We start from the raw sequence: 17044 nt of genomic DNA, 5'->3' as shown, positions 1-17044 counted from the left end.
ATTAAAAGAATCTTGGAGTTAACATTCTGTCATACTCATTGAAAAGCTCAAATCTCAAAAAGACTTCAAAACTACCGTCATTATAAATAGTGTCACCTAAGTCTGTGCTTTCTCTATCATAAGCAAGCCCTATCAACATACTATCTGAAACTTGAAAACCTACAAGACCACTTAATGCAGCACTCCATCTGTAAGCCGCTCCAAGGTGAAGTTTTTCCATCACTAGGAAGTTTGCAGTAAGATCAACTTGTAATGGGGCACCTTGTACCATTTTTACAAGTGTACTAGGCTTAAACTTAAGTTGATCACTTATATCAAAAGTATATCCCATTATACCATAATAATGTATGCGCTCCTTTGCTATAAAACTAGCTCCATTGCTATTATTACCTACATCAAAATGTTCTGTTTGAATAAGATTAGGCACACTTACACCAGCATAAAAATTATCTGTATGATAGTATAAACCAGCACCTATAATAGGTGATATTTTATTATCAATATTTTGTGAGAACCTTGGGTCTGTAACATCAAAAAGCGTGAGTTTAGTAAAATCCACATCGAGTATGTGACCTCCTCCTTTAAGTCCAAAGCTAAGTTTACCAGTATCTGATGTATTAACTGTGTAACTAAAGTCAACTCCCACGTATGTCTCCTGAGATGGCCCAAGTGCGTCATTGACTATAGATAGACCAAGTCCAACTTTACCCTCTCCTATAGGTGAGTGCACACTTAAACTTTGTGTACGTGGTGCCCCGTCGAGACCAACCCACTGGCTTCTATGAAGACCTACTATACTAGTAACTCCCCTATTTCCTGCATAGGCAGGATTAATTGCCACCGTATTATACATATACTGTGTGTATTGTGGATCTTGCTGAGCGCTTACTTCAGTAAAACTTAGCATTGTAATCAATAGCAATACAATGAGATGTAGCTTTTTCATTCTAATCTTAGTTTAAATCATTTAGTAAAACGACCTCCGCTGTTTAAGCGGATTGATCGTTTTACCTAATGTTATTGTTATTACGCTTTCGCGAAAGCGGTTTTCTTGTTATCTGTTAATATATAAATATCCACTCAACCTTTTTAGTCCATCCTCTGTCTGATAGTTAATCAGGTAGTAGTATGTTCCTTCTGGAAGTTCTTTATCTGAATTGATAGTAGCTCTTCCGTCAGAAATTCCTTTAAATACAACTGTTTGGTTATCATATCCATTTCCTTCAAATACCTGAACACCCCATCTGTTAAAGATCTGAACATTATTATCTGGGAAGTCTACAATTCCTTCAATAATAAATACATCGTTCTGTCCATCTCCATCTGGAGAAATTCCAGTAAATACCTCAAGGTCTGTAACATTAAGAACACTTGGTATGATTGTTACCGTTGGATCATCTGGATTACCATCACCATTTACATCAACGTTTGTATCATCAGTTGGATCATCAGATAAGTCCATTAGTTCTGTACCATCAGGCAATACACCACTTACAGTTGCCTGGTTTAATACTTGTCCATTTTCAATATCTTCCTCAGTAATTAGATATGTTGCTGTAAACGTAGTACTATCAGACTCTCCTGGTAATAATGTAATAGGTCCTCCCTCTACATCTACAAGTGGATCTGTAATTACAATATCTTCAATAGTTAATTCACCAGTATTTGTTACTGTAAATGTATATTGAATAATTTCACCTGGTTCGTAAACACCATCACCGTTAAGATCGATAAGCTCACCTGTTTTCTCAAGAGCTATTGAATTTGCTCCAGTAGGTAGTATTGTAATAGTCACATCTTCTTCACCTTCTGCAGTACTATCATCATCTGATGTATCTTCTACGTCATCTCCATTAGGATTCTGACCAGTTGCAAGTGCTTGGTTTTCTACCATTCCTGCATCTACATCGTCTTGTGTTAGTGTGTATACAGCAACAAATGTTGTACTATCACTAGCTCCAGGCTCAAGATCTATAGGACCGCCAGTTACAGCTACTAATGGATCTGTTATAACAATATTTGATATCGTAACATTTCCAGTATTTGATACTGTAAAATTGTAAGTGATTGTCTCACCAGCCTGTGCAAAACCATCTCCATCCTCATCATTAAACGTTCCAGTTTTTACAACTGCAATAGATCCAATATCTTCAGGTAAATCTGTAATTGTCACATCATCCTCACCTTCTTCAGTACTATCATCATCTGATGTATCTTCTACGTCATCTCCACTTGGATTCTGACCCGTTGCAAGTGCTTGGTTTTCTACCATTCCTGCATCTACATCTTCTTGTGTTAATACATACTCAGCTACAAACGTTGTTGCATCACTAGCTCCAGGTACTAAATCGATAGGACCGCCAGTTACTGTTACTAATGGATCTGTTACATTAATGTTTGTTACTGTTACATTTCCTGTGTTTGTTACTGTGAAGTTATAAGTGATTGTCTCACCTACTTGTGCAAAACCATCTCCATCTTCATCATTGAACGTTCCAGTCTTAACAATTGCTATTGTTCCTGGATCTTCTGGTAGATCTGTGATTGTTACATCATCATCACCTTCTTCAGTACTATCATCATCTGATGTATCTTCTACGTCATCTCCATTAGGATTCTGACCCGTTGCAAGTGCTTGGTTTTCTACCATTCCTGCATCTACATCCTCTTGTGTTAATACATACTCAGCTACAAACGTAGTCGCATCAATAGCTCCTGGTACTAAATCGATAGGACCGCCAGTTACTGTTACTAATGGATCTGTAACAATAATGTTTGCTACTGTTACATTTCCAGTGTTTGTTACTGTGAAGTTATAAGTGATTGTCTCACCTACTTGTGCAAAACCATCTCCATCTTCATCATTGAACGTTCCAGTCTTAACAATTGCTATTGTTCCTGGATCTTCTGGTAGATCTGTGATTGTTACATCATCATCACCTTCTTCAATACTATCATCATCTGATGTATCTTCTACGTCATCTCCACTTGGGTTCTGACCCGTTGCAAGTGCTTGGTTTTCTACCATTCCTGCATCTACATCTTCTTGTGTTAATACATAATCAGCTACAAACGTAGTCGCATCAATAGCTCCTGGTACTAAATCGATAGGACCGCCAGTTACTGTTACTAATGGATCTGTAACAATAATGTTTGCTACTGTTACATTTCCTGTGTTTGTCACTGTGAAGTTATAAGTGATTGTCTCACCAGCTTGCGCAAAACCATCTCCATCCTCATCATTGAACGTTCCAGTCTTAACGATTGCTATCATTCCTGGATCTTCTGGTAGATCCGTGATTGTTATATCATCATCACCTTCTACTGTACTATCATCATCTGATGTATCTTCTACGTCATCTCCATTAGGATTCTGACCCGTTGCAAGTGCTTGGTTTTCTACCATTCCTGCATCTACATCTTCTTGTGTTAATACATACTCAGCTACAAACGTAGTCGCATCAATAGCTCCTGGTACTAAATCAATAGGACCGCCAGTTACTGTTACTAATGGATCTGTTACAATAATGTTTGTTACTGTTACATTTCCAGTGTTTGTTACTGTGAAGTTATAAGTGATTGTCTCACCTACTTGTGCAAAACCATCTCCATCTTCATCATTAAACGTTCCAGTCTTAACAATTGCTATTGCTCCTGGATCCTCTGGTAGATCTGTGATTGTTACATCATCATCACCTTCTACTGTACTATCATCATCTGATGTATCTTCTACGTCATCTCCATTAGGATTCTGACCCGTTGCAAGTGCTTGGTTTTCTACCATTCCTGCATCTACATCCTCTTGTGTTAATACATACTCAGCTACAAACGTAGTCGCATCAATAGCTCCTGGTACTAAATCGATAGGACCGCCAGTTACTGTTACTAATGGATCTGTTACAATAATGTTTGTTACTGTTACATTTCCTGTGTTTGTCACTGTGAAGTTATAAGTGATTGTCTCACCAGCTTGTGCAAAACCATCTCCATCCTCATCATTGAACGTTCCAGTCTTAACAATTGCTATTGCTCCTGGATCTTCTGGTAAATCTGTGATTGTCACATCCTCTTCTCCTTCTACTGTACTATTATCATCAGAAGTATCAACTACGTCATCTCCATTTGGATCCTGACCAGTTACAAGCGCTTGGTTTTCTACCATTCCTGCATCTACATCTTCTTGAGTTAATACATACTCAGCAATAAACGTAGTATCATCACTAGTCCCAGGTACTAAATCAATAGGACCGCCAGTTACTGTCACTAATGGATCTGTTACAATAATGTTTGTTACTGTAACATTTCCTGTGTTTGTCACTGTAAAGTTATAAGTTATTGTCTCACCCTCTTGTGCAAAACCATCTCCATTTTCATCATTGAACATTCCAGTCTTTACGATTGCAATCTCCGGATCCTGATTGAGAACTGTAATAGTACATTCCATACAATCTGGATCATTAAGAGGATTATTAGGATCTATACCAGTTGGATCTTCAGACGCATCTGTTGCTATTTCTCCAGCTGGATCTTGACCTGTAGCAATGGCTTGGTTGTATACAGCTCCTGTATTAATATCCTCTTGAGTTATTGCATATATAGCTGTAAAAGTCATTGAATCACTTTCTCCAACTCCAAGATCAATAGGCCCACCCATTACATCAACTAGTTCATCAGTTAAAGTAATATCGCTCAATGGTACATCACCATTATTGAAAACAATAAAGTTGTATATAATTGAGTCACCAAGGTTCACTACTCCATCCTCATTTGTATCCTCATAATTACCTTCTTTAAATACATCTAGTGATGGATTATCTGGAGTTACTGTTACTACTACAGTAGCAGTCTCAGTAGTTGTTGTTCCATCAGGGTTGGTTACAGTCACTGTGTATTCAAAAGTATCTTCTCCGTTGAAATTCGGATCTGGAGTATACGTTACTGTTCCATCATCGTTGATTACTACAGTTCCATTTGCAGGATCTGTAACATCAGTTACTTCTACATCAGCAGCAGGATCGAAACCATCATTATCTAATACATCAATTACTACTGGTGTATCTTCAGGTGTTGTCTCAGCATCATCTACAACATCAGCCTCTGGAGTTACTGTTACTACTACAGTAGCAGTCTCAGTAGTTGTTGTTCCATCAGGGTTGGTTACAGTCACTGTGTATTCAAAAGTATCTTCTCCGTTGAAATCAGGATCTGGAGTATAGGTTACTGTTCCATCATCGTTGATCACTACAGTTCCATTTGCAGGATCTGTAACATCAGTTACTTCTACATCAGCAGCAGGATCGAAACCATCATTATCTAATACATCAATTACTACTGGTGTATCTTCAGGTGTTGTCTCAGCATCATCTACAACATCAGCCTCTGGAGTTACTGTTACTACTACAGTAGCAGTCTCAGTAGTTGTTGTTCCATCAGGGTTGGTTACAGTCACTGTGTATTCAAAAGTATCTTCTCCGTTGAAATCAGGATCTGGAGTATAGGTTACTGTTCCATCATCGTTGATCACTACAGTTCCATTTGCAGGATCTGTAACATCAGTTACTTCTACATCAGCAGCAGGATCGAAACCATCATTATCTAATACATCAATTACTACTGGTGTATCTTCAGGGGTGGTCTCAGCGTCATCTACAACATCAGCCTCTGGAGTTACTGTTACTACTACAGTAGCAGTCTCAGTAGTTGTTGTTCCATCAGGGTTGGTTACAGTCACTGTGTATTCAAAAGTATCTTCTCCGTTGAAATCAGGATCTGGAGTATAGGTTACTGTTCCATCATCGTTGATCACTACAGTTCCATTTGCAGGATCTGTAACATCAGTTACTTCTACATCAGCAGCAGGATCGAAACCATCATTATCTAATACATCAATTACTACTGGTGTATCTTCAGGGGTGGTCTCAGCATCATCTACAACATCAGCCTCTGGAGTTACTGTTACTACTACAGTAGCAGTCTCAGTAGTTGTTGTTCCATCAGGGTTGGTTACAGTCACTGTGTATTCAAAAGTATCTTCTCCGTTGAAATCAGGATCTGGAGTATACGTTACTGTTCCATCATCGTTGATTACTACATTTCCATTTGCAGGATCTGTAACATCAGTTACTTCTACATCAGCAGCAGGATCGAAACCATCATTATCTAATACATCAATCACTACTGGTGTATCTTCAGGTGTTGTCTCAGCATCATCTACAACATCAGCCTCTGGAGTTACTGTTACTACTACAGTAGCAGTCTCAGTAGTTGTTGTTCCATCAGGGTTGGTTACAGTCACTGTGTATTCAAAAGTATCTTCTCCGTTGAAATCAGGATCTGGAGTATACGTTACTGTTCCATCATCGTTGATTACTACAGTTCCATTTGCAGGATCTGTAACATCAGTTACTTCTACATCAGCAGCAGGATCGAAACCATCATTATCTAATACATCAATCACTACTGGTGTATCTTCAGGTGTTGTCTCAGCATCATCTACAACATCAGCCTCTGGAGTTACTGTTACTACTACAGTAGCAGTCTCAGTAGTTGTTGTTCCATCAGGGTTGGTTACAGTCACTGTGTATTCAAAAGTATCTTCTCCGTTGAAATCAGGATCTGGAGTATAGGTTACTGTTCCATCATCGTTGATTACTACAGTTCCGTTTGCAGGATCTGTAACATCAGTTACTTCTACATCAGCAGCAGGATCGAAACCATCATTATCTAATACATCAATTACTACTGGTGTATCTTCAGGGGTGGTCTCAGCGTCATCTACAACATCAGCCTCTGGAGTTACTGTTACTACTACAGTAGCAGTCTCAGTAGTTGTTGTTCCATCAGGGTTGGTTACAGTCACTGTGTATTCAAAAGTATCTTCTCCGTTGAAATCAGGATCTGGAGTATACGTTACTGTTCCATCATCGTTGATTACTACAGTTCCATTTGCAGGATCTGTAACATCAGTTACTTCTACATCAGCAGCAGGATCGAAACCATCATTATCTAATACATCAATCACTACTGGTGTATCTTCAGGGGTGGTCTCAGCGTCATCTACAACATCAGCCTCTGGAGTTACTGTTACTACTACAGTAGCAGTCTCAGTAGTTGTTGTTCCATCAGGGTTGGTTACAGTCACTGTGTATTCAAAAGTATCTTCTCCGTTGAAATCAGGATCTGGAGTATACGTTACTGTTCCATCATCGTTGATCACTACAGTTCCATTTGCAGGATCTGTAACATCAGTTACTTCTACATCAGCAGCAGGATCGAAACCATCATTATCTAATACATCAATTACTACTGGTGTATCTTCAGGTGTTGTCTCAGCATCATCTACAACATCAGCCTCTGGAGTTACTGTTACTACTACAGTAGCAGTCTCAGTAGTTGTTGTTCCATCAGGGTTGGTTACAGTCACTGTGTATTCAAAAGTATCTTCTCCGTTGAAATCAGGATCTGGAGTATACGTTACTGTTCCATCATCGTTGATTACTACAGTTCCATTTGCAGGATCTGTAACATCAGTTACTTCTACATCAGCAGCAGGATCGAAACCATCATTATCTAATACATCAATTACTACTGGTGTATCTTCAGGGGTGGTCTCAGCATCATCTACAACATCAGCCTCTGGAGTTACTGTTACTACTACAGTAGCAGTCTCAGTAGTTGTTGTTCCATCAGGGTTGGTTACAGTCACTGTGTATTCAAAAGTATCTTCTCCGTTGAAATCAGGATCTGGAGTATAGGTTACTGTTCCATCATCGTTGATTACTACAGTTCCATTTGCAGGATCTGTAACATCAGTTACTTCTACATCAGCAGCAGGATCGAAACCATCATTATCTAATACATCAATTACTACTGGTGTATCTTCAGGTGTTGTCTCAGCATCATCTACAACATCAGCCTCTGGAGTTACTGTTACTACTACAGTAGCAGTCTCAGTAGTTGTTGTTCCATCAGGGTTGGTTACAGTCACTGTGTATTCAAAAGTATCTTCTCCGTTGAAATCAGGATCTGGAGTATAGGTTACTGTTCCATCATCGTTGATTACTACAGTTCCATTTGCAGGATCTGTAACATCAGTTACTTCTACATCAGCAGCAGGATCGAAACCATCATTATCTAATACATCAATTACTACTGGTGTATCTTCAGGGGTGGTCTCAGCATCATCTACAACATCAGCCTCTGGAGTTACTGTTACTACTACAGTAGCAGTCTCAGTAGTTGTTGTTCCATCAGGGTTGGTTACAGTCACTGTGTATTCAAAAGTATCTTCTCCGTTGAAATCAGGATCTGGAGTATAGGTTACTGTTCCATCATCGTTGATTACTACAGTTCCATTTGCAGGATCTGTAACATCAGTTACTTCTACATCAGCAGCAGGATCGAAACCATCATTATCTAATACATCAATCACTACTGGTGTATCTTCAGGGGTGGTCTCAGCATCATCTACAACATCAGCCTCTGGAGTTACTGTTACTACTACAGTAGCAGTCTCAGTAGTTGTTGTTCCATCAGGGTTGGTTACAGTCACTGTGTATTCAAAAGTATCTTCTCCGTTGAAATCAGGATCTGGAGTATACGTTACTGTTCCATCATCGTTGATTACTACAGTTCCATTTGCAGGATCTGTAACATCAGTTACTTCTACATCAGCAGCAGGATCGAAACCATCATTATCTAATACATCAATTACTACTGGTGTATCTTCAGGTGTTGTCTCAGCATCATCTACAACATCAGCCTCTGGAGTTACTGTTACTACTACAGTAGCAGTCTCAGTAGTTGTTGTTCCATCAGGGTTGGTTACAGTCACTGTGTATTCAAAAGTATCTTCTCCGTTGAAATCAGGATCTGGAGTATACGTTACTGTTCCATCATCGTTGATTACTACAGTTCCATTTGCAGGATCTGTAACATCAGTTACTTCTACATCAGCAGCAGGATCGAAACCATCATTATCTAATACATCAATTACTACTGGTGTATCTTCAGGTGTTGTCTCAGCATCATCTACAACATCAGCCTCTGGAGTTACTGTTACTACTACAGTAGCAGTCTCAGTAGTTGTTGTTCCATCAGGGTTGGTTACAGTCACTGTGTATTCAAAAGTATCTTCTCCGTTGAAATCAGGATCTGGAGTATACGTTACTGTTCCATCATCGTTGATTACTACAGTTCCATTTGCAGGATCTGTAACATCAGTTACTTCTACATCAGCAGCAGGATCGAAACCATCATTATCTAATACATCAATTACTACTGGTGTATCTTCAGGTGTTGTCTCAGCGTCATCTACAACATCAGCCTCTGGAGTTACTGTTACTACTACAGTAGCAGTCTCAGTAGTTGTTGTTCCATCAGGGTTGGTTACAGTCACTGTGTATTCAAAAGTATCTTCTCCGTTGAAATCAGGATTTGGAGTATACGTTACTGTTCCATCATCGTTGATTACTACAGTTCCATTTGCAGGATCTGTAACATCAGTTACTTCTACATCAGCAGCAGGATCGAAACCATCATTATCTAATACATCAATCACTACTGGTGTATCTTCAGGGGTGGTCTCAGCATCATCTACAACATCAGCCTCTGGAGTTACTGTTACTACTACAGTAGCAGTCTCGGAATCTCCATTACTATCTGTAATTTCATATTCAAAAGTATCAGTTCCATTAAAATCAGGATCTGGAGTATAAATTACAGCATCATCAGTTGGGTCATTTGGTGTTCCACCATCATCAACCGTAACTGTTCCATTATCTGGCTGCTCAGTTATAACTATTACTGAATCATTTGGACCATCAGATCCAAAATTATCATTATCCGTAACATCTATTTCTACAGCGGTATCTTCACTTGTAGTTGCAGAATCATTTACAGGAGCAGGAACTTGGTTTGTAGAAGCTACATTTATTGTTTCTTCATATCTACAACCATTAGCATCTGTTATGACTACTGTATAGTCACCAGCATCGAGACCACTAATAGTTTCTGTTGTTTCACCGTTACTCCAAGATATAGTATAAGGTGGAGTACCTCCTTCTGGAATTGCAGTGGCAGTACCATCATTAGAAGTTGCACCATTTTCGTTTGTACTTGAAACATCGGCAGTTACAGCACTAGTCGGCTCATTTATTACAGCAGATGCTGTAGTTGTACAACCATTACCGTCTGTTACAACTACTGAATAACTACCCGCAGGTAATCCTGTTAAATCTTCAATAGTTTGACCACTGCTCCATTCATATGTATAATCTAAAGTACCTCCCGAAACGGTGAGATTTAAAGAACCAGTCGATTCTCCAAAACACAATACATTATTAACAGCTATACCTGCACTCAACACAGTAGGCTCATTTACAGCAACTGTAGACTGAGCAGTACAATTTGTAAATGTATCAGTAACTGTAACTGTATAATTTCCAGCCTCTACATTATTAATATTTTCTGTTGTTGCACCATTACTCCAAGAATAAGTAAATGGACCAACACCACCTGTAGTATTAGAACCTACAAAACCATCTGAAAAACCATTACAAGTTACATTTTCAACACTAGTTGTAATTGATAAGTTATTACAACTTCCTGGATTAATAGTTACAGTACTTTCAACAGTACACCCATTATCATCTGTAACTTCTACAGTATAATCACCAGGGCTTAAATTATCAATTTGAGCTGTAGTTGCTCCATTGCTCCAAGAGTATGTATACGGAGCCACACCTCCTGTAGCAGAAGCTGTAGCCTCTCCATTAGATAGTCCAGGACCCGTTTCATCTTCTGTAGAAATTGTAACTCCTACAGCTGAACTAGGTTCAGATACTGTCACACTTTGCTCTACAGGCTGACATACAGTACCGTCTATAGTCACACTCACTGTATAAACACCAGCGCCTATATTATTTAAAGTACTAGAAGTTACACCAGCATCTACTTCACCATTACTCCAAGTAAATGTAAAAAGAGCGTCTGGATTTGCTTCAGAACTAGCACCTACAGTAGTTGAACCCGTTTCTTCCGATGCACATAAAACATCTATCACAGTACCAATAGCGATAACTGCATCACAAGTGTTTATACAATCTACCACAACACTTTGAGTAAGCTCACAATCATTTGCATCCGTAACAGTTACAGAATATGTACCAACTGAAAGATCTGAAATACTTGCAACAGTTGCACCATTACTCCATAGATATGAATAAGGAGCTGTTCCTCCAGTAACTGCTGCAGTAGCAGTTCCATCTGCACAATTTTGAGCAGTAGTAGCATTTTCTCTAGTAAGATTTATACTTAGTGGCGAGTCTGGCTCTGTAATAGTAAAAGACTGCTGTATTTCACAACCATTAGCATCTGTAACCAATACTGAATAACTTCCAGCAGCAACATCTTCCAAGTTTGCAGCAGTTGACCCATCACTCCATTCATAAGTATAAGGAGCAGTACCACCACTTACTGTTAGTTGCACAACACCACTACTATCGCCATTACATAACACATTAGTTATGGTATCAGCTACAGATAATGCAGCAGCAGGCTGCTCAACGCTAAATGTACCTTCAACCTCACAACTGTTAGCGTCTACAACTGTAACAGTATATGATCCTGCCTCAAGGTTCGAAATATCTTCTGTTGTTGCTCCATTAGACCAAACAAACGTGTAAGGCTCCGTTCCTCCCTCTGGTGCTAAATCAATACCCCCAGTTGATTCACCAAAACAGGCTACATTAGTTGTATCTGCAGTCGCGGACAAAGGATTTGTGGGTTGCGTTACAATTGCATCAATTTCAAAAGTACACCCATACGAATCTGTAACTACAACACTGTATGTTCCCGCAGCTAGACCCGAAATATCTTGAGTTGTAGCTCCATTACTCCATAAATAAGTATATGGCGCTAAACCACCAGACGGTTCTAAATCGATTGTACCATCCATACCATCAAAACAAGATACTGGCATTACCTCTATAGGAGTTTCCACCTCAATATTTTCAAGAGTAATGTCAGAAGCGGATGATTGTATACAACCAGTATCAGAGTCTCTCACAGTTACGGTATAATCTCCTTCTTGTAGATTATTGAATGCTGTAGATGATTGGAAATTAATCCCATCTATAGAATATTCCAATTGATTTCCTAATGGACTTGTGATAATTATATTTGTGGTACCGTCTGTATTGCAGTCTAAATCTACTATGGCAGGATCAGGAGGCATCACATAAGTTAATGTTACCGTGGCAGTATCGCAAACATTTGTGTTAGGCGCTGGCAAACAAACTTGATATTCGAAAACCACGTCTCCTGTATATCCCGCTGGCGGAGTATAAGAAAATGTACCATCTGAATTTAAATTAAAAGACGTACCAGCTGGGGATGGAGATGTTGCCACTGAATATGTTGATCCCTCAGGGACATTATTGGATAAATCAATATTTCCATCAAAAGGCTCGTCTAAACATCCTACCTCAACTTGATTTACTGCATATTTTTGAAGAATAAATAATTTACCGTCTCCATCATCTGAAGATGCAGCTACAAACTCTACCCTTGTAATTTTAGACCCAGTAGGCGCAACACTATTTAATTCAAACAGCGCTATAGCAATAGACTGTCCATTTTCAATCTCCCTGTCAGACTCCCAATAATCAGAACCCGGCGCCGGTGGATTAGGACCGTCACCACCTCTAAGGTCACCAGATGTTCTAACAAAAGTATCTCCGAGTATAGTTTCTGTAGTAGAACCTAATTGAGTACCATAAAAGCGTATATAAAAACAATTATTACCACCACGCTCGGTAACAGCAATTATACCATCCGCATTTGATGGTATAGGTGGATCGTAAAATAATGTTTGTATCTGAGAGACACCAGTATCTACAATACCGCTAAAATTACCACAGATGTTTTGCCCGTTACCATTAGATGTAAAATAATGATTTAAATTTTTATCTTGAAAAGCAGCAAGAGCAGCATTATCCCAAGCACTAACAACATCTGTTGGATCATTAGTAGCACTTACACTTGTACCAATAACTTCTCCACTAAAAGGCGGTGTAGTACGATTAAGAACTATCCCATTCCTATTGTGTCTTGTTATAATATTCCCACTTCCACCTAATCTCGTGAGTTGATAGCCAGATGGAGCAACAAAAGTGTTAAACACATCAGAGCCTACTGTTACAGACTGTATGGTTGCAGATCTATTATTCTCCGTATTATCAATATCACCATTTAAATTGACATCCTGTTCATCCTCCCATTGAAAAGTGACATTCTGAGTAATTGCGGCTTCTTGTTGCCCTAAAACTTGGGAGTGCATCTTAAATGTCCCTAAAACACCAAAGACACCAATTAGGAGCAGCATAGTTAAACTACGGAAAGGAGTAAATTTTAATTTTCTTTTCATCTTATTCAATTATTATGCAAAAGCATAATTATACATTTTAAATACGAAATCAATTCGACTCAAAATTGGTTTAATAAAGTTTTTATGATTTAAGTATTGTGAGAATACACACTACTTATATTTTGATGCAGGTTTGCAAAATTAGACCACAACAAAAAAATCACAAAATACTTCAAAAACCTCTATTTGAGATTTAGATTATTTATGTCATTCTAAGTTGGGGGTACAAATATACGCCATTATTGAAATTCGAAATTTGAAAAATCAACTTTTAGCCCAATTGCATTTTATACTCGGCAAAATACACAAAAAAAGCTGTTCAACAGAAATGTTTGAAATACAAATCAACTCAAAGTACAATAAAACCTTAACGCTTTCGCGAAAGCGCATACCTCAAAACGCTTTATCACAGTCATTTATACACCGGAAAGATATACAAAACAACCACATACACTATAAACCAAACACTAATCACTATATAGTATATTTGCAAGCTAAAAGAATGCACATCTTATGAGTTTCAAAAAAGAAATAGCCCGCAGAAGAACCTTTGGGATTGTATCTCACCCAGATGCAGGAAAAACTACTCTTACAGAAAAATTACTCCTTTTTGGGGGAGCAATACAAGAAGCAGGAGCTGTAAAATCGAATAAAATCAAGAAAGGAGCCACGAGTGATTTTATGGAAATAGAGCGCCAGCGTGGTATTTCTGTCGCTACTTCTGTACTTGCGTTTGAGTATAATGGTATTAAAGTAAATATACTTGACACACCTGGTCACAAAGATTTTGCAGAAGACACCTTTAGAACACTCACAGCGGTAGATAGTGTAATTGTAGTGGTAGACGTAGCAAAAGGAGTCGAACCACAAACAGAGAAGCTTGTAGAGGTGTGTAGAATGCGTAATATTCCTATGATCGTGTTTGTAAACAAGCTGGATCGTGAAGGTAAAGACGCTTTTGAACTACTTGATGAAATTGAAGAAAAGCTACGCCTTAAAGTAACCCCACTAAGTTTCCCTATAGGTATGGGTTATGACTTTAAAGGTATATACAATCTCTGGGAGAAAAACGTAAACCTCTTTAGCGGTGATAGTAGAAAAAATATAGAAGAGACTATTCAAGTTTCAAACCTTGAAGATAGTATCTTAGACGAGTTAGTAGGAGAAGATTCTGCAAATAATTTACGTGAAGAATTAGAGCTTGTACAGGGAGTTTACCCCGCATTTGACCAAGAAGAATACCTTGCCGGACACCAACAACCTGTGTTTTTTGGATCTGCGTTAAATAATTTTGGAGTGAGAGAACTCTTAGATTGTTTTGTAAAGATTGCACCGCCACCAAGGCCTAAAATGAGCGAGGAACGCCTTGTTTTACCTAATGAAGATGCTTTTTCTGGATTTGTATTTAAAATACACGCAAATATGGACCCTAAGCACCGAGATAGACTTGCATTTATAAAGATTGTTTCTGGTGTTTTTGAGCGCAATAAACCATACTTGCACGTACGTAATAAGAAAAACCTAAAATTTTCTAGTCCCAATGCATTTTTTGCAGAGCGTAAGGAAATTGTAGACATCTCTTACCCGGGTGATATTGTGGGCTTACACGACACCGGTAACTTTAAGATAGGCGACACCTTAACCTCTGGAGAAATACTACACTATAAAGGTATACCTGCCTTCTCGCCAGAACACTTTAGATATATTAACAATGCTGACCCTATGAAATCTAAGCAGTTAGCAAAGGGTATAGATCAACTTATGGATGAAGGTGTAGCACAATTGTTTACATTAGAACTTAACGGAAGAAAGGTTATAGGTACCGTAGGTGCATTACAATATGAAGTAATACAATACAGACTAGAGCACGAGTATGGCGCAAAATGTACATATGAACCTCTAGGCGTATCAAAAGCTTGCTGGGTGGACCCAGAAGACCCTAAAAGTGAAGAATTTAAAGAATTCTTGAGAGTTAAACAGCGTTTTATGGCCAAAGACAAAAGAGGTCAACTCGTATTTCTTGCCGACTCCCCTTTTACTTTACAGATGACTCAACAAAAATATCCATCTGTAAAAATGCACTACGTGAGTGAATTTAAAGATTAAACAATGAGACATAAAAATTAATATTTTATGAAATATTAATTTTAAGCAACTCTAAGATCTTTTCAAAGCGATACTACTACAACTGGGTGGTGAAAATTTAAAAACCCATTAGAAGCTTTTAAAAGAACTGGTTTTTAATAACTTTAACTTATTGTTATTAATTTTTAATTAGAAAAATCTATAATATATATAAGTTATACTTACCACACAAACAATAGAATTCAACTATCTGCTATGAGGAAATTTCCAATAGCACACGATAGACATTTATTTACATCACAATATTGAGATTTTAATTCTAAAAGCGCCTGAGTCTCTTGGGCGTTTTTTGTTTTTGCTCTAATCTGTTCAAATTTCTTAATGATACTATTTTTTTCAGGCTTTATAGTTTGTATCATTTTGAGCAACAACTCACCTTCATCTTTTCCTAGATATTGTGAATAATAAAAACGTAACGGCAAGACGGCATTGATGAGCAAGATATCCACAAAAGATTTTGTGAGCTTTTTTACTCGTTTCTTTTGTTCCTTCCCAAAAGAATAATGTGTATCCCAATATATGGACGCGTTTATATCAAAAAGCAAGTATAATTCCTCTATGCTTTTTGCGGTCATCACTTTACTGAATAAATTAGGGTGCTTGTGATATAGTTGCGCTATTTGGGATAACCGTATGGTGGGAAAATTATCTGGACGTAATTTAAAAAACTGCACGGGCAAAATACCACTACTGTCAAGAGCAAATTTATGTAGTATAAATTCAAATTCACCCTGCAGCTGCATAGGGTAAGAATCTATAGTATCTTCTGGCAGGAGGTTTGCCATACCAAGCAATAATGCCTCTAGCTTAAAGGGCTCTGGAGCACATTTACGTATTACAGAAAAAGGGAGCTTCTCTCCTATTGATTGAAAAGAACTTGCATTGATTTTGGTCCCAAAGCCTTTGAGTAACAATATAAAAAATGTAGCCTCCCAGTCATTATTTACCATCTCTAGCAAAGGCTTGATAAGGTCGGTTTTGCGAGCTAGTCTTTCAAAATATAAACGCTCCAGCCAGTTTTCTTCTATCATAGCTGGCACACGCTTGATATCTACATCACAATTTATCCACTTTTGAGATTGATTTGCAAATAGCTTTTTGTAATTCTTAAGCGCTTGTGGTGAGACATAATCTTTGAGAACAAGGGTGGGTATAGCGTCATTATTTGCTCTATAAATCTCAACATCGTGCTCCCATACTACGTGCAATATCACATTATCATATGCAGGGTCTTTTTCGTGATGATGAGCATACCAGTCAGAAGATTTTAAGTGTATCTCTACATTTCCTGCCCATAACTGATCACCTATATGCAAACTTGCATTAAAAAAATCTGGACCCGAGAGTTCATTATGTTGTCCTGCAGCTACTAAGGTTATAGGTAGGCCTGTGGTGGTTTTCGCTTTCGCGAAAGCGTACTTCTTAAATTTCCATAAATAATGAAGAAAATCTTCTTGCATAGACACCTAGTAT

The 17044-nt window shown here is 38.2% G+C and carries 4 protein-coding genes; 1 reads left to right on the top strand and 3 read right to left on the bottom strand.

The features are described from left to right. Window position 1 precedes the first annotated feature (1 nt). Together I597_RS08720 and I597_RS14890 are read right to left on the bottom strand one after the other, a co-directional pair. The gene (locus I597_RS08720) at window positions 2-946 is read right to left on the bottom strand and encodes a PorP/SprF family type IX secretion system membrane protein (RefSeq protein ID WP_035325072.1); all 945 of its coding nucleotides are present in this window, start codon (window positions 944-946) and stop codon (window positions 2-4) included. Window positions 947-1054: 108 nt separating this feature from the next. Further along, the gene (locus tag I597_RS14890; protein WP_064497411.1) at window positions 1055-13384 is read right to left on the bottom strand and encodes an Ig-like domain-containing protein; all 12330 of its coding nucleotides are present in this window, start codon (window positions 13382-13384) and stop codon (window positions 1055-1057) included. A gap of 555 nt (window positions 13385-13939) precedes the next feature. On the opposite strand from I597_RS14890, the gene I597_RS08705 reads away from it, so the two are divergent. Next, the gene (locus I597_RS08705; protein ID WP_035328475.1) at window positions 13940-15532 is read left to right on the top strand and encodes a peptide chain release factor 3; all 1593 of its coding nucleotides are present in this window, start codon (window positions 13940-13942) and stop codon (window positions 15530-15532) included. Between the two features lie 221 nt (window positions 15533-15753). Here the strand turns inward: I597_RS08705 and I597_RS08700 are convergent, their stop codons facing one another. Then, window positions 15754-17031 carry a DUF2851 family protein gene (locus tag I597_RS08700; RefSeq protein ID WP_035328473.1) on the bottom strand — a complete coding sequence of 426 codons (1278 nt, stop codon included), beginning with the start codon at window positions 17029-17031 and terminating at the stop codon, window positions 15754-15756. Window positions 17032-17044 lie beyond the last annotated feature (13 nt).

It is taken from the genome of Dokdonia donghaensis DSW-1, assembly GCF_001653755.1.
Lineage (GTDB): Bacteria > Bacteroidota > Bacteroidia > Flavobacteriales > Flavobacteriaceae > Dokdonia > Dokdonia donghaensis.
Note: the sequence above shows the minus strand (reverse complement) of the source record. Positions and strands in the feature narration are given on the sequence as shown.